This window comes from Gilvibacter sp. SZ-19, from assembly GCF_002163875.1.
Lineage (GTDB): Bacteria > Bacteroidota > Bacteroidia > Flavobacteriales > Flavobacteriaceae > Gilvibacter.
Genome location: NZ_CP019333.1, coordinates 1,527,973 through 1,552,331, shown reverse-complemented (window position 1 = coordinate 1,552,331; position 24,359 = coordinate 1,527,973). Strand labels below are relative to the sequence as shown.

Here is a 24,359-nt window from a genome sequence, read left to right as displayed (position 1 = left end):
CCCTCGCCAACTGGTGAGGGTTTTTTATTTGTTATTGTTTTATAAGCACCATGGACGCCGATTCACCTTTTTCCATATTGGTGATCGCCTCTATAACATTGAGCGAATCTGAGAGGGTTAGTTGGACTGTGTTTGCACCAATGCTACCTGCACTTGTCGCTTCTACTTTTAAGGTTACTGGTTTACTGCTGAGCTTAATGGTAAAGCTTTGTGGTTTATTGCCAATGGCCGCGTTTTGAACTAAGACCTTGTCGTCTGCATAAATGCTGATACGATCGCCGTCTTCTTGGCCTACATCGGTAAGTGTTAAGGTTACACTATCGTCTTTGGAGAAGACCTGTACTACTTCGTCCGCTCGCAAGAAATTGGTATTTAAAGTATCTAGTGTACGCAGTAAGTTGACCGCATCTTTCTTTTCTTTACTGACCAAGATGCTTTTGTCTACAGCCTTATCCAATCGCGCAGCGCGTTTCTCTATTTTGACCAGACTCTTCATATCTATCTCACCGTCGATACAAGAACCTCCGTCGTCGTATTTGCCAACAAAAGTGCCAGCGAGTTTTCTGCGGTCGTTGAGCTTAGCCAGACGGCCTTCAAAATGAATGTAACAGAAATCTGTCTGTGTTATTGGCGATTTGGTATAAACGATCCCCGACTCGCGAAACTTGAGCTGCTTCTCGTCTTTATCATAAGTTCCGGTGATCATACTCTTGGTCTCATGCGGCCCAGAAAGGTCGGTTATGGAATAACCTTTAATAAATCCATTGGTCTCCTCAAAGCTTAGTTTATAAGAGATAAAGGAAGAATCTGAAAGGGTGATAACACCTAAATATTCGTGGGTGGTTTGGGCCGAAACGGTACTAGAAACAAGCACTATGGCCAAAATTAATTTTAAAAATCGCATTGAATTCGGATGATGTTCTGTATCTTGTTGTAAACTTAATCAATACAAATTATGAAATTAAAATTTCTACTTTTATTTTTTGCGCTAATTCTAGCCGCTCCGGTAGCGCAGGCTTCTTTCCCGGTGCAGCGAACCGCAACTGTGTCTGTTGAGGCACAAAGTGACGAGAATGCCGAAGTACTTTATTCGCCTGCAGCCGCAGGACAGAAAAGTAAAGGTGCAGCTTTGTTATTATGGGTTTTCCTAGGAGCACTTGCAGCGCACAGATGGTATTTAGGTAGCCCATGGTATTGGAATCTATTATATATGTTTACGGGTGGAGGCTTTTTAATCTGGGCTGTTATTGATTTGATAGACATACTTAGTGGAGATTACCCAACCAAAGGAGGTTTCAAAGAAAAATTCTTTTAAATCTATTAACAGAAAGAAGTAAAAACCCTCGCCCAAGGCGGGGGTTTTTTATACTCCAAAAAAAGAGCCCCTGCTTAATGCAAGGGCTCTCCTATCTCAATACAAACTATTTCTTAAGCTTCTCCGTGTGGAATAATTGAAACGTAAGACTTGTTAATGGAAACATTTGAAACAACCTCCTTACAGTCGGTTGTTCCGAAAGAAAAAAGCCCCTGCTTTACGCAAGGGCTCTCCTATCTCAATACAAACTATTTCTTAAGCTTCTGAAGTGTGGGATAATTGAAACGTAAGACTTGTTAATGGAAACATTTGAAACAACCTCCTTACAGTCGGTTGTTCCGAAAGAAAAGAGCCCCTGCTAAATGCAAGGGCTCTCCTATCTCAATACAAACTATTTCTTAAGCTTCTGAAGTGTGGAATAATTGAAACGTAAGACTTGTTAATGGAAACATTTGAAACAACCTCCTTACAGTCGGTTGTTCCGAAAGAAAAAAGCCCCTGCTTTACGCAAGGGCTCTCCTATCTCAATACAAACTATTTCTTAAGCTTCTCCGTGTGGAATAATTGAAACGTAAGACTTGTTAATGGAAACATTTGAAACAACCTCCTTACAGTCGGTTGTTCCGAAAGAAAAGAGCCCCTGCTAAATGCAAGGGCTCTCCTATCTCAATACAAACTATTTCTTAAGCTTCTCCGTGTGGAATAATTGAAACGTAAGACTTGTTGTTTCTCTTCTTTTCAAACTTCACAATACCGTCTACTTTGGCATGTAAGGTATGATCTTTTCCGGCGTATACATTCTCACCTGGATTGTGAGCAGTACCGCGTTGACGTACGATGATGTTCCCAGCAACGGCTGCTTGTCCACCAAAAATCTTTACGCCTAAGCGTTTCGATTCTGATTCTCTACCGTTCTTCGAACTACCAACTCCTTTTTTGTGAGCCATCTTCTTTCGGTTTTATAAGTTACTACTAGAGGTTATGCTTTACCTCCGTCTAATTTGTCTTGTAATTCTTTAAGCTCATCCCACTTACCATCGGCAGCAAGTTTAGCTTGTTGTGGCCAAGTGTCTGGAACGTGGTTTCCACGAACTCCAGCGATGATCTCACTGATCGCAGCTGGCTTTGCTTTGGCAAGGTCAGCAAAAGTAGCGATCCCTGCTGCAGCAAGAGTTTCTGCAATCTTAGGACCAATACCTTCGATCTTTTTAAGATCGTCTTTAGCGGCTTTCTTTGGAGCTGCCTTTTTTGGAGCTGCTGCCTTAGGAGCTTCTTTCTTAGCTGCAGGCTTAGCCGCTGCTTTTGGAGCCTCCTTCTTAGCTGCTGGCTTGGCTTCTTTTTTAGGAGCAGCTTTCTTAGCTCCAGAAGCAACAATGCTCTCAATTACGATCTCAGACAAGTGTTGTCTGTGTCCATTCTTTACTTTGTAACCTTTGCGACGTTTCTTTTTGAATACGATCACTTTGTCACCTTTCAAGTGCTTAAGCACCTTAGCACCTACTTGGGCACCTTCTATAACCGGGGCGCCAACAGTTACTTTGTCTCCATCGCCAATAAGAAGTACGTTGTCAAAAGCGACTTTCTTTCCTTCTTCTGTGGCCAAACGGTGTACAAAGACTTTTTGGTCTTTCGCAACTTTAAATTGCTGCCCTGCTATCTCTACAATTGCGTACATGGCGTAACGTTTGATTAAATTGTTTTTAAACTGATCCTCTTGAGCACAAAATCAATATTGCTTAAGAGGGGTGCAAATATAGGGCTAAATACCAAAAAGACAAACGGTTTCAATTAAATTTCACACCGTAAAAATCCGCAGTAAAAACCAGCTATACTATTGGCGCTTTAACTTGATAGGTAAACGTCCGCGGTTGGCCCAATAAACCCCAAACAGAATAAGCAGAGACGCTAAGGCTTCTTGCAGGGTAAAACGCTCTCCGTCAAGAAGGCCCCAGAGTACAGCAACAATGGGCATTAAATAAGTAACAGAAGCCGCAAAAACGGGAGTTGCCATTTGCACCAATTTGTTGTACAAAACCTTGGCCATAGCAGTTCCGAACAGACAAAGCACCACCAGATAGCCCAAAGACGAGACCACCTCTTCGCGCTCTAATGGATTGGTCTGCAAGAACCCATCCCAAAGCAAAACAAAAAAAGCAGGTACCATAATGGCCGCAAAATTACCCGCGGCAATTGCTAAAGGCGGCACTTCTTGCAAATGCTTTTTGATGATGTTGGAATTGGTGGCATACATCACCGAGGCCAAAACCACAAAAAGGGCATAGAAATAATTCTGATCGGGTTTCAAAGCGGCACCGCCTAAGATCAAGAGAACGGTCCCTATAAAACCAATGACCACTCCTATGACTTGTTGTCTGGAAGTTCCAATTCCAAAAAGACTCACCCCGATGATAATGGTGTTTAGCGGCACTAAAGAATTCAAGATAGAGGCTATGGCACTATCTATCTCGGTTTCTGCAAAGGCAAATAGGAAGGCTGGAAAAAAGGTTCCTAAAAAGCCGGAGATGGTTATCCAGAATAAGCTTTTCTTAGGGATCTTTCTGAGTTTACTCCAGCCGGCTATCAATAGAAAGGTGCCAGAGATCAGCACGCGCAATGCCCCCAGCTGAACCGGATTCAGACCAATGAGCGCTTTTTTGATCAGGATGAAAGAACTCCCCCAGATCAGTGCTAAAAGCACCAAAAAAATCCATTTGAGATTGGCCTGTTGCATGAAGTTGCAAAGGTCTGAAAAATAAAAGGATCAGGCTATAAAAAAAGCTTTATTGTGTCCAACTCATGCTCTCCATGATACGGCGCACATCTTCACGCAGGTACTCGACAGCAGGCCAAATAGAATCGAAGTTAGGCTTGGCGTTGAAATAGACCGAACCTGTCACAAAGTGATTGATAGAATCGGTAACATAAAATTGAGATTGGGTGGCGGCATCACCATCGATCATATAAAACATACCATACACCTTATTGATAGGATCAATACGCGGTTGCTCCAAAATCTTATTGGCCTTGATGGTATGATCGTAGGTGAGTTTTTGCGCATCGAACAAGAGCGAATCCAAGTTGTTCTCTACGGGGCGGTAAGTCATGTAAATAGTTGCATTAATCTGCGGGTAGTCTACATTGACCCAACAGTTTGCTCTTTTTTGAACGCGAGCGATCTGATTTACACTAAAGCGGTAGTCACAGTCAAAGTCGGCCTCAGCATAAACAGCCTTGGGATATTCCAATCGCAATTGAGCAGCAGGTTTTACAACCACTCGTTCTTGGCAGCTCCCTAGAATTAGAATACTGAATATTAAGGCGGCAAAATACCTCATTCCTTTATGGTCAACTTAATTTGTTTAATGCGTTTGTTCTCAAAAGCTTCTATGGTAAACGTGTAATTCTCGAATTTTAGTACCTCGTTCTTTTTGGGGAATCCTTTGGCGATCTCTAACAGAAAGCCGGCTAGTGATTCTGCTTCGCCTTTAGCTTCTTCAAAAAGTGAAGGGTCGTCTAAACCGATCACCTTATAGACGTCTTTAAGTGGGGTTTTGCCCTCAAAGACATAGGTAGTGTCGTCTAGTTTGGAGTAAATGATATCGTCGTCGTCGAACTCATCGGAGATCTCGCCCACTATCTCCTCCAATATATCTTCTAGAGACAGTAAGCCACTGGTTCCTCCGTATTCGTCCACCACTATGGCCAAGTGCATTTTCATTTCTTTGAATTCGGCCAACAGATCGTCGAGCTTCTTGTTCTCTGGCACAAAATAAGCCTCTCTTTGCAAGGAAACCCAGTCGAGTTCGGAATGATCCAGATAAGGCAATAAATCCTTTACATAAAGCACCCCGGTAATATTGTCAATATTGTCTTCGTATACCGGAATACGCGAATAGCCGTTAGCCACCAGGTCGGGTAAAATATCTTTGAAAGCCATTGCTTTATTGAGCGCAAAGATATCCATGCGTGGCTTCATGACCTGTTTTGCATCGGTGTTTCCAAAGGTTACTATGCCCTGCAAGATCTTTTGTTCCTCTTGGGTAGTATCGTCTTCTGATGTGAGCTCTAAGGCCTGAGACAAATGGTCCACGCTGAACTTAGATTTCTTCTGACCGAATCTATTCTCTATGATCTGGGTCATGGATCGCATGGGAATTGATAGTGGCGAGAGCGAAAACTCTAAAGCTTTTAACGGATAGGCCATAAAAAGTGCAAAGGACAAATTGTTACGCGAAGCGTAGATCTTGGGCAAGATCTCCCCAAATAGTAAGATCAGAAATGTCACAACCCCCACTTCTACAACAAAGCGCAAAGGAATCCCCAGCACACTAGCGGTTAATCCTCCAAAGAAAACCTCAGCCACCGAATCAAAAAGTAAAATGATGGCAATATTTATAAAGTTGTTAGACACCAGTATGGTAGCTAGTAATTTTTTTGGCTTGGTTAGCAGGTCATTGACAATGGCCAGCTTCTTAGACGGCGCTTCTGTGTCTGTTTCCAGGTCTGTTGCGGAAAGTGAAAAGAATGCAACTTCTGAGGCTGAAATAAGCGCAGAACAAAGTAAGAGCAGCACAATGACTGCAAGACTAATTGCGTTGGAATATGCTAAGGCTAACAGTATACTCGGAGGTTCCAGGTCCAAGGGCTATTGGGTTTAGTTACTAAAAAGGAAGATCATCATCGTCCTCTTCTACTGGCGCCGGGGCTGCCGGCTTCGCCGCAGGAGCAGCCTGTGGCTGCGCAGATGGCTGTGCCATCTGACCCGGCGCTCCCATATTTGCAGGAGCTCCGCCTTCTGCTTTTGGGGTCAAGAAAGTGAAGTCCGTACATTGGATCTCTGTGGAATACCGATCGTTTCCTTGATCGTCTTGCCACTTTCTGGTCTTTAAACGACCTTCTATATATACCTTATCTCCTTTATTGAGGTATTTTTCACAAATCTCTGCGGCTTTATTACGCACGACAATATTGTGCCACTCGGTATTGGATACCTTTTCCCCAGTGGTTCTATTGGTATAGGTTTCGTTGGTGGCCAAAGGGAATCGACCTATGGCTCCCCCACCTTCAAAATAATGCATTTTAACCTCGTCGCCGGTATGGCCAATAAGGATCACTTTGTTAATCGTCCCGCTCATAATTCTAACTTCTACGAAGGAGTCAAAAACCCCTCACATCAAAATCAAATATACCTAAAATTTTGGCTTAAAAGCCGTAGCTGTTTATAAATCGTTCTAAAACCACAGGCACCGGAAATTCCCTGAGCTCCTCCGCAGAAATAGCTCCCTCTGGTTCTATGGTTGTAGGGATTATCCAGAAGGTGATCTCCAAGTGCTGATGAGACAATTTATGCACTACCGCTTTATCGTTATATCGTATCGGATCAGCCTCGGCATCCGCAGAAAATATTTGCCCAAATAGCGAACTACTTTTAATGTCCTTAACCGTTGCCGGCTGCTCGGTCTCTAAGTTTGGAAACTCGTAGAGCTTGTGCCAAATCCCTTTGGCGGTGCGTTGTTGCAGTAGTGTTTTGTGCTGCGGACTTTGGGCAATCAGATAATTAAAATACCGCTTAGTTACTTTTATCTTGCCTTTCTTTACCGGCAAGGCACTGATCTTATCCTGAGCTCGAGCCACGCATCTATCTGCAAAGAAACAGTGCTCGCAATCTGGATTCTTGGGGGTACACAATCGCGCCCCGAATTCCATAATGGCCTGATTAAAAGTTCCGGGCCGCTGCTTGTCTATTAGCTCTTGCGCCAAAGTTTTAAATTCCTTTTGACCGGCAGAACTATCTATAGGAGTATCAATACCAAAACTACGCGATAGCGCCCGGTATACATTACCATCAACCACTGCGGCAGCCTCATCAAAACAAATCGAGGCAATCGCACTTGCGGTATAGTCACCTACTCCTTTGAGTTTTTTCAGTTCCCCATAATTATTTGGAAATTGACCATTCAGGTCGTAAGCCACATACTTGGATGTGGCGTGCAAATTTCTGGCCCTAGAATAATAACCCAAGCCTTGCCACAGCTTTAAGACCTCTTGTTCGCTGGCCACGGCCAGATCTTTCACCTCGGGGAAACGCGCTGTGAACTTTAAATAATAAGGTAAACCTTGTTCAACGCGTGTTTGTTGCAGTATAATTTCAGACAACCAAATCTTGTAGGGATCCTTGGTCTGTCGCCAAGGCAGTTCACGTTTATTTTGTAAGTACCACGCAATTAGTGGGTTAGAAAATTCGGAAGGTACCGCGTTCATAGGAGCGAAGGTAGCCGATATCTCGTTATTTTTTAAGCAATTAAGCTTTATTAATTGAATTTAAAATGTTTATATTTGCGCTCTTGTAAAATTATCCCTTAAACAAAAAACACATTAATAATGACGAAAGCAGATATTGTAGCGAGAATTTCAGAGAAACTTGGAATGGAAAAAGGAGATGTTCAAGCTACTGTTGAAACCTTTATGAGTGAGGTGAAGAATTCTTTGGAGAGTGGTGACAACGTATACCTAAGAGGATTCGGAAGCTTTATCATCAAAACTCGCGCCGAGAAAACCGGTAGAAATATCTCTAAGAATACAACAATCAAGATACCTGCACACAATATTCCAGCGTTCAAGCCTGCAAAAGTATTTGTAGAGAGCGTTAAGTCTAACGTGGAGGTTAAATAATAACACTAATAGATTCTGACCTATGCCAAGTGGTAAAAAAAGAAAAAGACATAAGGTAGCGACGCACAAGCGCAAGAAAAGAAGACGCGCTAATCGTCACAAGAAAAAGTAGTGTTTCACTACTTTTTTAGTATTCAGCATTAACAAATCGTTCTTTGATACTGAAAATAACTGCCCGCTTTGCTGAGCGAAAAGGCTGGTATTTTCAATGGTTTTAGAAGTAAAACCTGTAAAATAATATGTTTAATCCATCTGTGATGGCCTTAGGGCTTCATGGATATAAAATTACATCGAGTGAACTACGAATTATTTATTAGATCCGGTTCCTCTGAAGTTGATTTTGCCCTTTTAAAAGATGGAAAACTTATTGAACTGCACAAAGAAGAAGACGGCAACAAGTTTTCTGTAGGTGATGTTTTCATTGCCAAGATCAGAAAAACGGTGCCCGGCCTAAATGCAGCATTCGTGAATGTGGGTTACGAAAAGGACGCCTTTTTGCACTATCACGATCTGGGGCCAAACGTTCCTTCTTTAATGAAGTTCATAAAACGTGTAAGCACAGGTAAACTTAAAGAGTATTCTCTAAAGAACTTTCCTTTCGAAAAAGAGATTGATAAGCACGGAAAAATCAACGACGCGCTTAAAAACAATCAATCGATTTTGGTTCAGGTTGTAAAAGAGCCTATCTCTACCAAAGGACCCCGAATTTCTTCGGAACTGTCCATAGCAGGTAGATATATTGTATTGGTTCCTTTTTCCAATCGGATCTCGATCTCGCAAAAGATCGGTACAAAAGAAGAAAAAGACAGACTAAAACGCCTGGTGACCAGTATTCAACCCAAAGGTTTTGGGATCATAGTACGCACCGTTGCGGAAGGAAAGAAAGTAGCTGAACTGGACAAAGACCTGCAGAATTTAATGGACCGCTGGACGGCCATCTGCAAGAAGCTACAAGGGGCGCACCTCCCCTCTAAGGTGCTTAGTGAGATGAGCAGAGGAACCTCTATGATTCGCGACTTAATGAATGACAATTTTAGCGCCATTCATTGCGATGACGAGCAACTCTACTATCAGATCAAAGATTATGTGCAAGAAATTGCACCCAAGAAGGAGAACATTGTAAAGTACTACGATTCTAAAGTTCCTCTTTATGAGAAATTTGGAATTGAAAGACAGATCAAGACCTCCTTTGGTCGAACGGTATCGACGAGCAAAGGCGCCTATTTGGTAATTGAGCACACCGAGGCCCTCCACGTTATCGACGTGAACTCCGGAAACCGATCCAACAAGTCCAAATCGCAAGAAGACACAGCCTTAGAAGTGAATTTAATTGCCGCTACCGAGGTAGCGCGCCAATTGCGTCTTCGCGATATGGGTGGTATAATCGTGATCGATTTTATAGACATGGGTAAAGCCCAACACAGACGCGAACTCTACAACCATTTGCGCAAGGAAATGGAAGACGATAGAGCAAAACATAAGATTTTGCCGCCTAGTAAATTTGGACTTATCCAAATTACCAGACAACGCGTAAGACCGGAAGTGAATATCAAAACCCGAGAAGAAGATCCTAACGGACAATCGGGCGAGATCGAAGCTCCAATCAGTGTGGTCCATAGAATTACCGAAGACCTAAAACGCTTAAGTAAAAAAGACTATAAAAATCTGACGTTAAATACGCATCCTTTTATAGCGGCCTTCTTAACCAAAGGCTTTCCATCTGTGCGAACCAAATGGTTCATGGAGCACAAAAAATGGGTAAAAATCCAACCTAGAGATGCTTACACGTATCTGGAATATCATTTTAAAGATAAAAATGGTAAGACTGTAAATTAACCCTTAGAAACCCTCATCGCATTTGCGGTGGGGGTTTTTTGTTTTAAAACTTTTCTTTTTTGGGCATGCCCCTCTCTTTGTTCGGGTCGGGCTTTTCGCAGTACATGGTACTTTGCTGCAATCCCTCATGCGGATTATCAATTCTCAAATCAATCCATAAATTCATAAATTCGTGCTGACTTACTCCCCAAGTGCTTTTGAATGTTTTGTTCATTAGTATCTTGGGGAGTGTTGTTTTAAAACCAGACCTGTGAAAAAATTACTTCTTTCTATTCCCCTATTGCTTTTATTCAGTTGTGCTAGTGTTCCAAAAGCACCTTTTGATCTGCTCTTAGGATACGACTACTCCATTGTGGACAATGAGTTCAATACCATCAAGGGTGATTTTTACAACGTGAATTACAGCCTTGAAATGCAACTAAACTTAGGCGCTGGTTTCTCAACGCGCAGCAAGGCGTTTGGTCAAGGAGTCTATGTTGACATCCGCACCCTTGCTGTTCACAATTTCAACGCCACTGATTACAGAATAACAGCCATTTCTGAGAATTTTGGAGCGCTTCCTCTCAAAGAGAATTCAAATAAATTCCCTACGGTCACTTTCTTTATCCCCACAAATTTCCAGACTGCTGAGGAGGCTAAAGCAGCGGTAAAAGGGGATGTAATTACCATAACAGTGAACGATAGAGTTTATCGGTTCGTGGCTCCCTTATAGTCAAAGTAATTTCCGTAAATTGGCTTAAATGACCAACTTCGCCGAAAGCTTCGCCAATACATCAGATCAGGCATTACTTCATGTCTTAGAGTTCTCTGATCAATATGTGCCCGAGGCACTAGAAGCAGCAAAAGCTGAGTTGGAGCGCAGAGAGCTTTCAGCAGCACAAATGACTACCGCTAAAGAGGCAGCTCATAATTACGAAGCCAACAAAACAAACAAACTGGCTCGCACCCAAGAGCAAATCGAAAGATCGAATCAAAAAGCCAAGACATTCTGGGAAAAAATATCTCCTTGGAAGCCTGGTTTAAGCAGTGCCGAACAAAAGTTCAAACTTATTTTACTGCTCTGGGCTATATTGACTGCCAACTCCATTTACCTGTTCTTTGCTAGTTTACAGTATTATAATTTCTCGCACTTCGACAACTACGCCTTGGTAGGGATCTTGTCGAGTATAATCAACACTATAATTCCAATTGTATGCTTTTTCTGGCTATTCAAAGTGCAGAAAAAGGGCTGGATCACACTGGCAGGTTTGCTTTATTTGAATTTGATCTTTGGCTTTTTGGCATTGATCAATTTGCTGCGATACAGTTTCGAATTCGATTCTGACCCGATAATGGGCGTATTTGCTCCAACCACAACTCAAGTAGCTCGAGATCTTTTCTTTCTGGCGTATAATATTTTACTTCTCTATCTGCTCATGGATACTGTGGTCCGAGACTTTTTCGCGATAAAAAAGAAAGACTTTATCAACTCTATTTGGGTGAGTCTTTTGCTGTTAGGCATTACCTCTTTGCCAATGTTGTTCTATATCTTTGAATGATATGAACCTCCTAGAACACTTCAAAAACCTATTTGACCAACACGAGCTTTGGGAAGACGAAATCACCCTAAAGCGTTACGAATACCTCAAGGTGCAGGGTGCGGCAAATACCAATCTCTATTACGTGATCTCTGGGAGTTTGCGCGCCTATATCATCGATGAGTTTGAGGAGCACACTATTCGTTTGGGTTATAAAGACAATTTGGTGGCTGCCATGGTTTCTTTCATTACCGAACAGCCTACCGATCTCTACCTACAAACGCTTAAAAAGACCAGACTCAAGGTCATGTCTAAAGCGCGCTTAATGGAGTTTATCAATGCAGATGCAGACCGCATCCAAGCTTGGAGTCGGTTTTTGGAACTGGGTATTTGCCAGCAAATGGAACGAGAACAAGATATACTAACCAGTTCGCCCTTGGAACGCTACAAACGCGTGCTTAAACGCAGTCCGCAGGTGTTTCAAGAGATTCCAGATAAATATATTGCCTCCTATTTGCGCATGACGCCAGAGACCCTGTCTCGAATTAAGAAATCTTAATCCAGATCAAGGTTTAAAAACTTTGTAGGTTCGATATTTGTCTTAAAATCAAGGACATGAAAACCACAAGTCAAGCCCTAATAGAAGACCTCATCGCACGCGTACACCAAAACCTAAACGGAGCTCAAGCCCTAAAACAGGAGGCAGAAGAAGCCTTGAACTGGAAGGCTGGCCCCAAAGTTTGGAGCGCCTTAGAATGTTTTGAGCATATGAATCAATACAGCGAAGTCTATTTACAGCGGATTGCAGAAGGTATGACCAAAAGTAACAAGCAGCCACAAGAAGAGTTCAAATCCGGCGGTTTAGGGAATTGGTTTGCCAAACTCATGTCTCCAGGTGATGCCGGCACTAAGATGAAAACCTTTAAAAGCAAGGATCCCAACGGTAAAAAACTTCCCATCAGTGTGATTGAAACCTATATTCAGGATCAAGAAAAGAGTTTAGCGCTATTACAAATCGCTCGAAATAAAAACTTAGCACGCGTAAAAGTCCCTACCGATCTTGGGGCTTGGGCCAAGGTAAAATTGGGCGATGCTTTTAGAATCATTATTTACCATAATCAACGTCATTTAGAGCAGGCAGAACGCAGTTTTGAGGGCTATGTGCAGCAGGTCAGATTGGCTGAGAAATAAAAACTAAAAGAGGCAATGGCCTCTTTTTTTTATGGTCGAGTGTGATTTTCTACCTTAAGGGTGTACTAACGCAGTGAGTCTCTTAATTAATAAATGAGTAATTCGGCCGATTTTACAAAACTGATCAAACAACACGAAGGCATTCTCTATAAGCTCAGCAACGCTTATGCAGATAGGTCAGAAGAGCGCCAAGATCTCTATCAGGAAATGGTGTATCAACTCTGGAAGTCCTTTGATTCCTTTAAAGGAAATTCCAGTTGGTCTACCTGGATGTATCGCGTGGCCTTGAATACTGCGATCAAGTATTTAAAGCTGCAAAAGCGCAAGCCAGACGATCAGCAACTCATACCGGAGTTGCACAGAATCATAGAAGAGCAAGATGCCTTAATGGACGAGCGTACGCAGTATTTGTACGCGCAGATCAGACAGCTGGGTGAAGTGAATCGGGCGATAGTCCTCTTGTATTTAGACGGAAAATCGTACGAAGAAATTGGACAGATCACGGGTTACAGTCCGAGTAATATCGGCACCCGTTTAAACAGAATCAAAGCACAAATGCGTGCCAATAAACCGCAGCACTAGTTATGGAACTACATGAAATGCAAGCTGCTTGGCAGCAGATGAATCAGAAAATCGAAAAACAACAACAGTTAACAGATCAATTAATCATGGAAATGACCACTCAAAAATACCGTGCAAAATATCAGAAGCTCAACACCTACGAAACCATTGGTGGCGTGCTCTGCTACATCTTTGCAGCTTATATACTTGTAAATTTTGGCAAACTCGACATTTGGTACCTGCGTCTATGTGCCCTAATTGCCGTTGCCGTTTTGACCGTATTACCCATACTTTCATTAAGCGCCATTCGCGATCTGCAAAACCTACCAATTAGTTCAGGAACTCAAAAGGAACTGATGCAAGACTTTACCGATCGCAAACGTCGATTCCTCTTGTTCCAAAAGATCAATTTAGGAATGACTCCGCTGCTTATGGTGGCCATATTACCGGTCTTCGCGAAGCTCTTTAAAGGGAAAGATGTGTTTGTAGAAGGCTCCGTGATGTTTTGGTATGTACCTATTGGAGGAATCATACTCTTCTTGGTATTCGGTTGGGTTTTAAAGTGCTACCGAAGCATCAATGCCTCGGCAGCAAAGACCTTAGAAGAACTCGATCAGCAGTAAACTACCAATCCGAATCTTCTAATTCAAAAAGATTATCAACGGTGGTGGAGAAGATCTCTGCCAATCGCAAAGCCAATACCGTTGAGGGGACGTATTTACCCAACTCCATGGCATTGATGGTCTGGCGGCTTACCTTGGCAGCTTCTGCCAAGGCCGCCTGGGTCATGTTGTGACGCGCGCGCTCTACTTTGATATTATTCTTCATTGCTCACCGTATTGTGCAGCTTGTAGAGCTGCCAGTTAAAGCGAATAATAAAGAACGCCAAAATGGTGAACATATTAAAGATCATGATCCATAGAAAGGAAAGATCGTAAACAAAGATAAAGGCCAGCAGTAGCACCCCGTAATTCACATAAGTGGCCCAAACCAAGCTCTTTAGGCGAATACTACTTATGAGCTCGTCCTCTAATTTCTCCTTAGAAAAAGCAACCACTAGACCGCTTAAAATGATAAGCACCCCCAGTATCTCGTTAAGGATGTTGTTATCGATAAATCCAAAGTACTTGCGTTCTCCAAAGATCTCATCGACAGCAATTGCAAAAACAGGCAGGTCCAAAAATGCAGGGCTGTAATCGTTGAGTACTGTCAAAAAACCCAGAATTGCAGCTGGGATGAGCACCATCCAACCCCATTTTTTGTAGCGATGTGGAAATAAATAATTCGCGTTCATAACTATTCGTTTTTAATGATTGAGTGTTAAAAGTATAGAATATTTTCCATAATGTAAAGTTTATTTTACTTTTTGTCATTTATTTATGACATTTCATAGCTCGTTTTTTCATGGCTGAATGTGTATTTTTGAGCCTGATGAATCGCGCACAACACCGTAAAACCTATACTGTAGAAGAGGCTCAGGCTCGACTGGAACGTTATTGTGCCTATCAGGATCGGTGTCATAAAGAAGTAGAGAAAAAACTTGCCGAAATGCGCATGATTCCAGCTGCTAAGGAGCAGATCATCTTGCATTTGATGCAGCACGACTACCTCAACGAAAGTCGTTTTGCACAGAGCTTTGCCCGAGGTAAGTTCCGAAACAAGAAATGGGGAAAACAGCGCATTGTTCGCGAACTCAAAGCCCGAGGCATCTCTGCTTACAATGTAAAACTGGCTTTAAAGGAGATCCCAGAGACCGACTATTACAGCACCTTTCACACCTTAGCCGAAAAACGCTTTGCTTCTCTTACCGAGACCAATCCACAGAAAAAGAAAAAGAAACTAGCAGATTACCTCATTTACCGAGGTTGGGAGACGCATTTGATCTATGAAAAGATCAATGAATTGATGAATCTGTAGTACTAAGAGATCCCCAATTTACGATGGGTCTTAATAACGGCCTTTTCGTTCTTACCATCTATCCAGGCTTGCCCTTTCATACGACGCATCATATTGTCAAAATGACGCATCACAAAGATGTTGTAAAGGGCCTTTCCGAGGTTCTTCGGATTGCGGGCAATGGCGCGTAAGCTCATACTAAAACCTGGTGTGATATAGCGCATATAATGCCAATATCCCTCTGGCATATAGAGCACATTGCCGTGTTCCAAGTCGGCGATATAGCCTTTAGCTTGTTTTAAAGCAGGCCATTTCTCATAGTCTGGATCGGCAAAGTTTATGTCTTCTCTTGTAATTAGAGAATGCGGGATCTTGTATAAGTAATCGTTTTGCTCTTGGTCAAAAAGGATCACTTGCTTCTTACCGTGAAAGTGAAAGTGAAAGATGTTGGCCAGGTCTATATCGTAATGCATAAAGGTGTAAGAGTCCTCACCTCCAAAGAAAAGCATCGGCAAACCTTTCATTAGCTTGATCCCAAAGTCGGGATAGGAGAAATCCTTTTGTAGCTCAGGCACTTCTTTTAAGATATTCCAAAGAAAGATCCGGAACTTGGTCGGCTCGCGCTTAAGCAAGTCTATATACTCACTCATCTTCATTTTCGCGTGTGGCTCGTTAAATCCGTCTTTATAATCTACCGGACGGTCGTCATAAAGAGGAACCTCTTTTTCTCCGGCAACCGTAGCCATATAATCTAGGTCCCATTTCTCAAAGGCGGGCCAATCTTCGATAAAACGTTTTATCACTACCGGCTTTTGGGGTTTTAAGAATTCTCTTTTAAACTCCTCCTTGGTAATGGTCTCCCGAACTTCTATTGGACTTAACTGCATATTCCTTCTTAAAATCGGGGCTAAAATTACGAAACATTTAAATAACCTAAAACCACCTTTCTATATGGTAATCAGGGACTACAGCGGATTAAAGAAAAACAAAAGGGCGAGGATATCCCCGCCCTTTCGCCCCTAGCGATACTCTACTTAACCATCGGTCGTAATGACCAGAGCATCTGAGTAGGTACTGAATCCGTCCGAACCACAATTGGCACGCACATAGATTTCATAAGTGGTCGATGGACTCAGCCCTTCTATGTTGAATGAATTTTGCGAGGTATTCTCTGTAGTCCCGGTTCCTAAGGCAAAGCCTGTTGGCCCGTACTCGATCTCCCAAGCGGTCTCGTTATTCTCGTCCCAAGACAGCTCAATAGTGGTGTCGCTTAGACTCACTAGCTGCAAATTAGACGGTGGATTACAGGTCACGCTTGGCTCCGCAGTAACTACATCTACAGAGATGTATTCACTAAACCCGTCAGAACCGCAATTGGTGCGCAAATAAATGCGATACTCCGTAGCTGGTTCCAAGTCTTCAATGAAAAAACTCTCTTGTGAGGTTTGGCGGACCGTACCGGTGCCTAAGGCAAAACCAACCGGACCGTATTCAACCTCCCAGGCGGTTTCTGCGTCGATCCCCCAAGAAAATAAGATGGAGGTCGAGTTGAGTTGTTCAATAATGATGCTTCCGGGTTGTTTGCAATTGTTCGGAGCGTCGTCGTCTTTACTACAGGAAACTAAACACAGCCCAACAATTGCTAATAATAGCAACTTTCTCATAGGTGTTCGAATTAAGATTGGGTAATGGTGTTTCCAGTCTAAAGAACGCCAGAGGGAGACTTAAATTGTAGTTTATATTAAAAAAAGTAGTGAAGTTTACTTCTTTCGCGCCGCTTCATTACGGGCAATTTTATGCCCAGGTCGCGTCCATTTCGGTTTTTCACCTAAGGGATTGTATGCAGAGTCTTCTGCCTCAACGGTTTCTGGTTGTGCTTTCTTTACAAATGCTTTCTGCGGAGTGAGCCCTAGCATTTTAAACATTTCCATGTCCTGGTTCACGTCAGGGTTTGGCGTGGTCAATAGTTTATCTCCTGCAAAGATGGAATTTGCTCCTGCAAAGAAACACATTGCTTGACCTTCTCTACTCATCTCTGTGCGACCTGCTGACAAGCGCACCTGCGTTTTTGGCATCACAATGCGCGTGGTGGCTACCATGCGGATCATCTCCCAGATAGAGATCGGCTCAATGTCTTCCATCGGAGTCCCCTCTACGGCTACCAAAGCGTTGATAGGTACTGATTCTGGCTGCGGATCTAGCGTAGCCAAGGCCACCAACATTCCCGCTCTATCTTCCAGGTTCTCTCCCATTCCAATGATACCGCCGCTACAAACCGTTACATTGGTCTTACGAACATTAGAGATGGTATCTAAACGGTCTTGATAAGCGCGCGTAGAGATCACATCTTTGTAATAGTCCTCTGAGGTATCCAAATTGTGATTATAGGCATACAAACCAGCTTCTGCCAGACGCTTGGCTTGATTTTCGGTCACCATACCTAGGGTACAGCAAACTTCCATATCGAGTTTGTTGATGGTACGAACCATTTCCAAGACCTGATCGAACTCTGGACCATCCTTTACGTTTCTCCAGGCGGCTCCCATACACACTCGTGAACTCCCCGATGCCTTTGCACGCAAAGCCTGAGCTTTTACGTGTTGCACGGTCATTAGATCATTACCTTCAATATCGGTATGATATCGTGCCGCTTGTGGGCAGTAACCACAGTCTTCCGGACATCCACCTGTCTTAATAGATAAGAGCGTAGAGACTTGTACCGTGTTCGGATCGTGATGCTCGCGATGCACTGTTGCAGCGCGATAAAGCAACTCCATTAGTGGCGTGTTGTAAATTTCCATGATCTCTTCTCGGGTCCAGTCGTGTCGCATAGTTTCGCTATTCTCGCTCCGTTAAAATTTGGTTGCCGAAGCCTGGGTTAGATATGCAAATATAAGATTCGTATGCAGATAAATTGCGGTTCAAAGCCTGAGTTTTTCACGGCTTATTTACATACAATAAGACTCACGGCGTTTCCGCCAAATCCAACCGCGTTGATCATTACGGTCTTGAACTGCTGAGGCTTTTCTATTGCTTGTTCTAAGAATGGATTTACAGGACAATCTTGCTGTTGTAGCATTAGCATGGCAAGTTCCAGACTTAGCATGCCGGAGGTCCCTAAGGTGTGGCCAATAAGGTGCTTGTTCGATACTAAAAAAGGTAAGCCAGAACCAAAAACTTCCTGTAATGCTCGGTATTCCGCCTTATCGCCCAAGATGGTCCCAGGAGCGTGCATCACAACAGCATCTACACTTTCTAATCCTGCTGCGGTTAATGCCATTTTCATGGAATCTTGAAAGCAATCAGCTTGTTTACTTAAAGAAGTATGATGATCTAAGGTTTCTGTACCCCAGCCATAACCACAAATATGTCCTTGCGCCTGCGGATGGTCTCCTAAAACTAGAACAGCTGTTGCAGCCGCCTCACCCAAAACCATAGTGTTGGCCGTTTTATTGAGATCCAAGGCACGGCAGGAAAAGCCGTCTGTATTTTTTGAATAAAGATTTAGGGCTTGCATTTGAGCAATGGTAAACGGAGTTAGTGGAGCCTCAGTCCCTCCAACCAGCATTGCCTGAACCATACCAGATCGCAACCAAGCAATTCCATTCAGTACAGCATGCATCGCAGAGGCACAGGTCACAGAATGTCCCAAGCTCATTGCCGGAAGCTGAAGATCTTGAGCCACCCAGGTAGAAACATTCCCCAAGGTGGTAGTGGGAGAAGATAGTGTATGGGCTTCCCCGCGCTTTATAAAATCTTGATGATATTTCTCAAAAAGTCCGGTAGCCCCACGCGATGATCCGATATTAACTCCCCATTTTCCCTCGGGCTGCGTACCCTCCATAGACCCTCTAGCTGCTAATATGGCCAACAAGGCTGTCCTGTCCAGTCGCTTGTAATTGGGATTTTGTTGAGCCAGCTGTTCTACCTCCTGCTCAAGCTGCTGCGATAAACGAGCAACAGCAACAGGACCAGATGGTGTTGTTGCATTAGAAAACAAAGCTTGACCAGCACGGTAATTTTCCCAAACAACTGCAGAACTGCTGCCCAATGCAGACACGGAAGACATTCCTAAAATGCTTATGTGGTCCATCAAAATTTTGTAAATTTCTGCAAAAATAGGCCTTTAAAAGTTCATTTGAAGCATCAGAAACTATGGATGAAGTATTACCTCAGAAAAATTGGTGGCAACGCAATTGGAAATGGGCACTCCCAACAGGAGGTTGCTTAGTCGTGCTTGTTTTAATTGTAGTTTTTGTCGTTTCATTGGTCACCGGAGTATCGGCACTTTTTAAAGAGTCGAAGCCCTATCAGACCGCCTTAACAAAAGCTCAAGAAAGCGAGTGGGTCATAGAACAATTGGGTGAGCCTATAGAAGAGTCAGGTATGGCTCAAGGGAATATCAATTATTCGGGTAACCAAGGCACAGCAGATCTAAAGATCCCCGTAAAAGGACCAAAGAACAGCGGAGAAATACTGGTTTGGGGCGATAAATCTGGCGATGAGTGGACCTATAAATACATCCGTTTTAGAGTTTCTGGTTCCGAGCAGGAATACGATCTGATCAACAACCGATTACTAAGCACCGAAAGCGACTAAGGCCTCCCTAAGAACTTCATAAATCTTCTGCAATTCCTCTTGTTGGATCACAAACGGAGGAACTATATAGATAGTGTTGCCAAGCGGCCTTAAATACACCCCTCGATCCATAAAGAATTGTAAAATGGCGTCGCGCTCTTTACCGTAACGCGGTATATCTTTTTTAAGATCGATGGCATAGATCACACCACATTGTCTGGTGGAGGCCACTGCATCATGTATTTTTATCTCGGCATCGAATTCCCGATGGGAATCAATGATCTTTTGGATATTCTGTTGGATCTCTTCGGATACAAGCAAGTCCATGGCGGCAATGGCAGCAGCGCACGCCAAAGGATTTGCAGAGTAGGTATGCCCGTGAAAGAACCCATCCGCTAACTGATCGCTGTAAAACGCATCGTAAACCGCTTGCGTACAGGTAGTGAGTCCCATAGGCAAAAGCCCGGCGGTTAGAGCCTTGCTCAAGCAGATAATATCAGGAAGTTCGCTAAGCTGTTCACTGGCAAAATGTGTCCCTGTTTTTCCGAAACCGGTCATGACTTCATCGGCAATACAAAGAGTCCCTGCGGCATGACAAGCCGCGATCATGGAAGACAAACCGGCTGCATCGTTGAGTTGCATAGCAGCAGCACCTTGAACCAATGGCTCAAACACAAAAGCTGCGACACGTCCAGTTGCCAAATACTTCTTAAGGTCTTCTAAAACCTGCTCGTTGTTGGATCCATTGGGAGGGGTTATCCGCTTGACCTCCAAAGAAAAATCGCTAAAAGGTCCGTTGTATACATCTAAACCTGAAACAGACATAGCTCCGAAGGTATCGCCATGAAAGCCGTTTTCAAAGGCCATTAAGAGATCGCGCTTTTCAGCGCGATTAAAGTGATATTGTAAGGCCATTTTCACGGCAACCTCGATACTGGTAGAGCCATTATCAGAAAGGAAAACCTTCTGTTGATTTTCAGGCAGCAAGGCCATGAGCTTTTCTGACATTGCTATAGCAGGCTCGTGCGTAAAGCCACTGAATACTATCTGATCCATCCGCAGCATTTGTTCGGCAACGGCAGAAGTAATCATCGGATTACAATGGCCGTACATACTGATATACCAACTCGAAATAGCGTCGATATAGGAATTCCCAGCTTCATCCCAAAGGTAAATACCACTGGCCCGAGTTATCGGAAAAGCCGGCCCAGCAAGTTTATGCTGAGTTAGCGGGTGCCAAAGATGTTTGGAATCTCTATCGGACAAACTCATAGCAGCTTGGATTTAAAATCGTCCGCGTAGGCCTTGACCACGTTCTTATCGAAGTAAGGTTCTTGATCTATACGTCCTAATACAGGTACATCAGGATGCATGGTTGTGATGATGTTCTCTGTAGTAGGATGTTCATCTCCGGAGAAAACAAGACTGATGTTTTCAAATCCTCGAGCCTTGAGCAAGGCTATGCTCAACAAGCTGTGATTGATACTTCCCAAATAGTGACGGGAAACCAAAATTATATGATCGTTGGGCTGGGCAATGTCGAGAACGGTATCGCTATTATTCAAAGGAACCAACAAGCCGCCAGCACCTTCAATGACCAAATGATTGTCTGTCTTAGGGCGTTTGATCTTATCTAGCCCGATCTCTACCCCATCGATCGCTGCAGCGGCATGCGGACTCATTGGGATTTGCAAGGCATAGGCCGATGGATGAAAGACCGTTTTATCATTGCTGATCAGTCGCCTAACTTTATGCGTATCTGAATTCTCCAGATCTCCGGCTTGAACGGGTTTCCAATAATCGGCTTGAAGTGCTTCGGTGAGGATAGCCGCCACTACGGTCTTCCCAACGTCTGTTCCTATTCCGGTGACAAATAATTGCATAGTGCAAAAATACGCAAGGTCTTAGAGAAATTGAATCAATCTTTCAGAAAGCTCGCAATGCGCTCCACAAGACCTTCAATACTATCAGATTCATTGTAACTGTGTAGACATATCCGCAGACGTTCTACTCCTTGGGGAACAGTTGGCGCTAGAATAGGCAGTACACCAAAACCTGCTTCATTTAAACTGGCGCTCAAGGTTTTTACACGGTCATTTCCAGGGATTATTACCGAATGGATTGCGCTATCTGATGCAATGAAGTGTTTGTCTACTCCATATTTTTCCGTATATAATCGTAATAATGCTATATTACGATGTAATTTTTCTATCTCCTTAAGAGCTTCGGTAGATTTAGACAACCAAGTATACCGATCTGCCAAGGAATAGACCATGTCTTGGGCTAAAGCTGTAGTGTAGATAAGTGAACGTGCAAAATTCACTAAATAGGTCTTTAAGGCTTCTGAGCCAAGCACCGCAGCACCATGGTATCCAAGGGCTTTCCCAAAGGTCACGATTCTTGCAAATACTCGGTCTTGCATTTGCAAAGCCTGTACAAGTCCATGGCCGCGCTCTCCTATCACACCTAGTGCATGCGCCTCATCAACTATTAAGTAGGCCCCATAACGTTCAGACAAGTTGACCAAGGCTTCTAGATCCGGACTGTCTCCATCCATAGAAAAAACAGACTCTGTAACTACATATAAGGTGCCCGTAGACTCTTTGTGCCTTTCTAACAATTCTTCTAAGTGCGTCAAATCGTTATGGCGATACTTTAGACTCTTGGCATTGCTAAGCTGTAAGCCATCTCTAATAGAAGCATGGGCCAATGCATCGTAAAAAATATGATCCCTGCGCTGCCCAATAGCTCCCAAGAGGCCTAGATTTGCAGCATAACCGCTATTAAAGACCAATGCCGCCTGCGACTGATGGAAACTGCAAATTTGTGTTTCCAATACCTCATAAGCCTTGTGATTCCCTGTGAGTAAACGAGAGCCGCCAGCTCCTTGGAACTTCTGTGATTTATTTCCTGAGTTAAACTCCGCAGCAGCCAATCCTAAATAGTCGTTAGAAGAAAAGTCGAAGGTCGGATCGTAAACACTTAATTTGCGCAAGGCATTATTTTGCAAGCGTTGCTCTAAGCGTTTTGCCAATTTATCCGGAAGCTGCTTCATCATCACAAAAATACAGAGATTTTACCGGCTCAAACAATTTAGTGCGTCACGAGTTGGCGCTCAAATGATTCCTAATGATAATTTAACCTGATTCCCAGCATTGTACTTTAAATTGCTCTTTTTATTTGGTATTTTTAAACAAGAACAACAATCCAACAATTGAATACCCGAGAATCTCAACTCGCTCGTTTGGCCGAGCAAGAACCTTTTGACATTATAATAGTAGGTGGTGGTGCTAGCGGTTTAGGTATTGCTGTTGATGCGGCGAGTCGCGGCTATAAAACGGCCTTGTTCGAATGGTATGACTTTGCCAAAGGCACATCGAGTAAGAGTACCAAGCTAGTTCATGGTGGGGTTCGGTACTTGCAGCAGGGAGATGTAAAAATGGTGAAAGAAGCCCTGAGAGAGCGCGGGCTTTTAGAGCAAAATGCCAAACACTTGTTCAAAAGACAAGAATTCATCATTCCGAATTACAGTTGGTGGGGCGGTTATTATTATACGATTGGATTAAAGCTTTACGACCTACTGGCCACCAAGTTCAGCCTAGGTAAATCACAATTGATATCCAAACAAAAGACTATCAAGGCCTTGCCAACCTTAAAGCGTGATGGCCTACACAAAGGTGTTTCTTACTTTGACGGACAGTTCGACGATGCTAGGTTGGCTGTTAATTTGGCTCAAACCGCCGCAGAACAAGGAGCCTTGGTTATGAACCATATGCGAGTGGTTGGATTATTAAGCAATGAAGACGGCTCCGCAGCAGGTATCGAAGTCAAGGACATGGAAACTGAGCAGGTGTATACCGTAAGATCCAAAGTAGTGGTCAATGCTGCAGGGATCTTTACAGACAAAGTGCTAAAACTCAAAGACCCTAATCATAAAAAGACCGTAGTTCCGAGTCAAGGTGTGCATTTGGTTCTAGACCGCGAATTCTTGCAGAGCGATACAGCCTTAATGATCCCTAAGACTTCCGACGGACGCGTGCTTTTTATCATCCCATGGAACGGTAAGGTCTTGGCTGGAACAACAGACACCCTGATCAAAAAACCGAAGATAGAACCGGTGGCCTTGGAATCGGAGATCGAATTCATACTTGAGACCATAGGAGCTTACTTGACAAGAGCGCCGGAGCGCCATGAAGTACGATCTGTTTTTGTCGGTCTTCGACCATTGGCTAAACCTAAAAAAGATGAAACCAACACTAAAGAAGTTTCCAGAAGCCATAAAATTCTAAGCGAACAAGGGGTGGTGAGTATTGTTGGCGGCAAATGGACCACATACAGAAAAATGGCAGAAGATGTTGTAGATACTATAATTAAGGACTACAATTTCAAACCCGCGGTCTCTGTCACAAAATCCTTGCCTATTAAAGGAAACATTAGCGAGCAAAAAGAGTCTGGTCTGCCTCATTTACAGATGTACGGCAGTCTGCTAGAGACCTATTTAGACTTTGAATCGAGTAAAGCCGAATACGCAGAAAAAATTCATCCAGACTATCCTTTTACCCAGGGACAAGTAGTGTGGAGCGCCAGAGAAGAAATGGCTAGAACCGTAGAGGACGTTCTGGCAAGACGGGTGAGATTATTATTTTTAGATGCTAGAGCTGCAGTAGATGCAGCTCCAGTAGTTGCTAATTTACTTGCTGCGGAACTAAACAAGGATCAGTCTTGGCAAGACCAACAGCTTAAAAACTTTAACAATCTGGCCGCACAATATATGCTGGATTAATAACAGATTT

At 43.4% G+C, this 24,359-nt stretch carries 29 protein-coding genes; 12 read left to right on the top strand and 17 right to left on the bottom strand.

What is annotated here, in order from left to right; all coding sequences use genetic code 11:
- Positions 1 to 31 precede the first annotated feature (31 nt).
- A complete protein-coding gene (locus BTO09_RS07115) occupies positions 32 to 904 on the bottom strand; it encodes a hypothetical protein (protein WP_087524115.1) in 873 nt (290 codons plus the stop codon).
- A gap of 51 nt (positions 905 to 955) precedes the next feature.
- Here BTO09_RS07115 and BTO09_RS07110 point away from each other — a divergent pair, with 51 nt between their 5' ends.
- Positions 956 to 1,315, top strand: coding sequence for a TM2 domain-containing protein (locus BTO09_RS07110; RefSeq protein WP_087524114.1), 360 nt, complete (start codon positions 956 to 958; stop codon positions 1,313 to 1,315).
- Between the two features lie 683 nt (positions 1,316 to 1,998).
- On the opposite strand, the gene rpmA is transcribed toward BTO09_RS07110, so the two are convergent.
- The 7 genes from rpmA to mutY all read right to left on the bottom strand — a co-directional run bounded on the left by rpmA (position 1,999) and on the right by mutY (position 7,576).
- Positions 1,999 to 2,262, bottom strand: a complete 264-nt coding sequence (gene rpmA, locus BTO09_RS07105; RefSeq protein ID WP_087524113.1) for a 50S ribosomal protein L27 — start codon at positions 2,260 to 2,262, stop codon at positions 1,999 to 2,001.
- A gap of 32 nt (positions 2,263 to 2,294) precedes the next feature.
- Positions 2,295 to 2,990: a 50S ribosomal protein L21 gene (gene rplU, locus BTO09_RS07100; RefSeq protein ID WP_087524112.1), complete on the bottom strand. Its 696-nt coding sequence runs from the start codon at positions 2,988 to 2,990 to the stop codon at positions 2,295 to 2,297.
- Positions 2,991 to 3,146: 156 nt separating this feature from the next.
- Entirely contained in the window at positions 3,147 to 4,046 is a 900-nt protein-coding gene (locus tag BTO09_RS07095; RefSeq protein WP_087524111.1) for a DMT family transporter, read from the bottom strand.
- 49 nt (positions 4,047 to 4,095) lie between these two features.
- Positions 4,096 to 4,650 carry a gliding motility lipoprotein GldD gene (gene gldD, locus BTO09_RS07090; RefSeq protein WP_087524110.1) on the bottom strand — a complete coding sequence of 185 codons (555 nt, stop codon included), beginning with the start codon at positions 4,648 to 4,650 and terminating at the stop codon, positions 4,096 to 4,098.
- Complete coding sequence (locus BTO09_RS07085) at positions 4,647 to 5,957, bottom strand: gliding motility-associated protein GldE (protein WP_087524109.1); 1,311 nt, start codon at positions 5,955 to 5,957, stop codon at positions 4,647 to 4,649. The genes gldD and BTO09_RS07085 overlap by 4 nt, the downstream gene beginning before the upstream one ends.
- Before the next feature lie 19 nt (positions 5,958 to 5,976).
- Complete coding sequence (locus tag BTO09_RS07080; RefSeq protein WP_087524108.1) at positions 5,977 to 6,450, bottom strand: single-stranded DNA-binding protein; 474 nt, start codon at positions 6,448 to 6,450, stop codon at positions 5,977 to 5,979.
- 67 nt (positions 6,451 to 6,517) lie between these two features.
- Complete coding sequence (gene mutY, locus BTO09_RS07075; protein ID WP_087524107.1) at positions 6,518 to 7,576, bottom strand: A/G-specific adenine glycosylase; 1,059 nt, start codon at positions 7,574 to 7,576, stop codon at positions 6,518 to 6,520.
- Between the two features lie 120 nt (positions 7,577 to 7,696).
- On the opposite strand from mutY, the gene BTO09_RS07070 reads away from it, so the two are divergent.
- The 8 genes from BTO09_RS07070 to BTO09_RS07035 all read left to right on the top strand — a co-directional run bounded on the left by BTO09_RS07070 (position 7,697) and on the right by BTO09_RS07035 (position 13,715).
- Positions 7,697 to 7,987: an HU family DNA-binding protein gene (locus tag BTO09_RS07070; protein ID WP_087524106.1), complete on the top strand. Its 291-nt coding sequence runs from the start codon at positions 7,697 to 7,699 to the stop codon at positions 7,985 to 7,987.
- 294 nt (positions 7,988 to 8,281) lie between these two features.
- Positions 8,282 to 9,823, top strand: coding sequence for a ribonuclease E/G (locus BTO09_RS07065; RefSeq protein WP_087525513.1), 1,542 nt, complete (start codon positions 8,282 to 8,284; stop codon positions 9,821 to 9,823).
- Positions 9,824 to 10,073: 250 nt separating this feature from the next.
- Positions 10,074 to 10,535, top strand: a complete 462-nt coding sequence (locus BTO09_RS07060) for a hypothetical protein (protein ID WP_087524105.1) — start codon at positions 10,074 to 10,076, stop codon at positions 10,533 to 10,535.
- 28 nt (positions 10,536 to 10,563) lie between these two features.
- Positions 10,564 to 11,361, top strand: a complete 798-nt coding sequence (locus tag BTO09_RS07055; protein WP_087524104.1) for a hypothetical protein — start codon at positions 10,564 to 10,566, stop codon at positions 11,359 to 11,361.
- 1 nt (position 11,362) lies between these two features.
- Entirely contained in the window at positions 11,363 to 11,899 is a 537-nt protein-coding gene (locus tag BTO09_RS07050) for a Crp/Fnr family transcriptional regulator (RefSeq protein WP_087524103.1), read from the top strand.
- 56 nt (positions 11,900 to 11,955) lie between these two features.
- Positions 11,956 to 12,531, top strand: a complete 576-nt coding sequence (locus tag BTO09_RS07045; RefSeq protein ID WP_087524102.1) for a DinB family protein — start codon at positions 11,956 to 11,958, stop codon at positions 12,529 to 12,531.
- Between the two features lie 93 nt (positions 12,532 to 12,624).
- Complete coding sequence (locus BTO09_RS07040; protein ID WP_087524101.1) at positions 12,625 to 13,113, top strand: RNA polymerase sigma factor; 489 nt, start codon at positions 12,625 to 12,627, stop codon at positions 13,111 to 13,113.
- 2 nt (positions 13,114 to 13,115) lie between these two features.
- On the top strand, positions 13,116 to 13,715 hold the full coding sequence (locus BTO09_RS07035; protein WP_087524100.1) for a hypothetical protein: 600 nt from the start codon (positions 13,116 to 13,118) through the stop codon (positions 13,713 to 13,715).
- A gap of 1 nt (position 13,716) precedes the next feature.
- Here BTO09_RS07035 and BTO09_RS07030 read toward each other — a convergent pair whose 3' ends face one another.
- Together BTO09_RS07030 and BTO09_RS07025 are read right to left on the bottom strand one after the other, a co-directional pair.
- Positions 13,717 to 13,920, bottom strand: coding sequence for a helix-turn-helix transcriptional regulator (locus tag BTO09_RS07030; protein WP_087524099.1), 204 nt, complete (start codon positions 13,918 to 13,920; stop codon positions 13,717 to 13,719).
- A complete protein-coding gene (locus tag BTO09_RS07025) occupies positions 13,910 to 14,386 on the bottom strand; it encodes a hypothetical protein (protein WP_087524098.1) in 477 nt (158 codons plus the stop codon). Before BTO09_RS07025 ends, BTO09_RS07030 begins: the two co-directional genes overlap by 11 nt.
- Before the next feature lie 137 nt (positions 14,387 to 14,523).
- Here BTO09_RS07025 and BTO09_RS07020 point away from each other — a divergent pair, with 137 nt between their 5' ends.
- A complete protein-coding gene (locus BTO09_RS07020; protein ID WP_087525512.1) occupies positions 14,524 to 15,009 on the top strand; it encodes a regulatory protein RecX in 486 nt (161 codons plus the stop codon).
- A 2-nt stretch (positions 15,010 to 15,011) separates the two neighbouring features.
- On the opposite strand, the gene BTO09_RS07015 is transcribed toward BTO09_RS07020, so the two are convergent.
- The 4 genes from BTO09_RS07015 to BTO09_RS07000 all read right to left on the bottom strand — a co-directional run bounded on the left by BTO09_RS07015 (position 15,012) and on the right by BTO09_RS07000 (position 19,081).
- A complete protein-coding gene (locus tag BTO09_RS07015; RefSeq protein WP_087524097.1) occupies positions 15,012 to 15,875 on the bottom strand; it encodes a cupin-like domain-containing protein in 864 nt (287 codons plus the stop codon).
- Positions 15,876 to 16,022: 147 nt separating this feature from the next.
- A complete protein-coding gene (locus BTO09_RS07010) occupies positions 16,023 to 16,652 on the bottom strand; it encodes a fibronectin type III domain-containing protein (protein WP_087524096.1) in 630 nt (209 codons plus the stop codon).
- 96 nt (positions 16,653 to 16,748) lie between these two features.
- Positions 16,749 to 17,819 (bottom strand): biotin synthase BioB, encoded by a 1,071-nt coding sequence (bioB, locus tag BTO09_RS07005; protein WP_087524095.1) that lies wholly within the window; start codon positions 17,817 to 17,819, stop codon positions 16,749 to 16,751.
- 113 nt (positions 17,820 to 17,932) lie between these two features.
- Positions 17,933 to 19,081, bottom strand: coding sequence for a beta-ketoacyl synthase N-terminal-like domain-containing protein (locus BTO09_RS07000; RefSeq protein ID WP_087524094.1), 1,149 nt, complete (start codon positions 19,079 to 19,081; stop codon positions 17,933 to 17,935).
- Between the two features lie 62 nt (positions 19,082 to 19,143).
- Here BTO09_RS07000 and BTO09_RS06995 point away from each other — a divergent pair, with 62 nt between their 5' ends.
- A complete protein-coding gene (locus tag BTO09_RS06995; protein WP_087524093.1) occupies positions 19,144 to 19,587 on the top strand; it encodes a cytochrome c oxidase assembly factor Coa1 family protein in 444 nt (147 codons plus the stop codon).
- On the opposite strand, the gene bioA is transcribed toward BTO09_RS06995, so the two are convergent.
- From bioA to BTO09_RS06980, 3 genes are read right to left on the bottom strand one after another with little or no spacing between them, the layout of a single operon-like run.
- Positions 19,567 to 20,838, bottom strand: a complete 1,272-nt coding sequence (bioA, locus tag BTO09_RS06990; RefSeq protein ID WP_087524092.1) for an adenosylmethionine--8-amino-7-oxononanoate transaminase — start codon at positions 20,836 to 20,838, stop codon at positions 19,567 to 19,569. The two genes, BTO09_RS06995 and bioA, sit on opposite strands and share 21 nt — an antisense overlap.
- Positions 20,835 to 21,449 carry a dethiobiotin synthase gene (bioD, locus tag BTO09_RS06985; protein WP_087524091.1) on the bottom strand — a complete coding sequence of 205 codons (615 nt, stop codon included), beginning with the start codon at positions 21,447 to 21,449 and terminating at the stop codon, positions 20,835 to 20,837. Before bioD ends, bioA begins: the two co-directional genes overlap by 4 nt.
- A 35-nt stretch (positions 21,450 to 21,484) precedes the next feature.
- Entirely contained in the window at positions 21,485 to 22,624 is a 1,140-nt protein-coding gene (locus BTO09_RS06980; RefSeq protein ID WP_369826908.1) for an aminotransferase class I/II-fold pyridoxal phosphate-dependent enzyme, read from the bottom strand.
- 156 nt (positions 22,625 to 22,780) lie between these two features.
- On the opposite strand from BTO09_RS06980, the gene BTO09_RS06975 reads away from it, so the two are divergent.
- On the top strand, positions 22,781 to 24,349 hold the full coding sequence (locus BTO09_RS06975) for a glycerol-3-phosphate dehydrogenase/oxidase (RefSeq protein ID WP_087524089.1): 1,569 nt from the start codon (positions 22,781 to 22,783) through the stop codon (positions 24,347 to 24,349).
- The last annotated feature ends 10 nt before the right edge of the window (positions 24,350 to 24,359 follow it).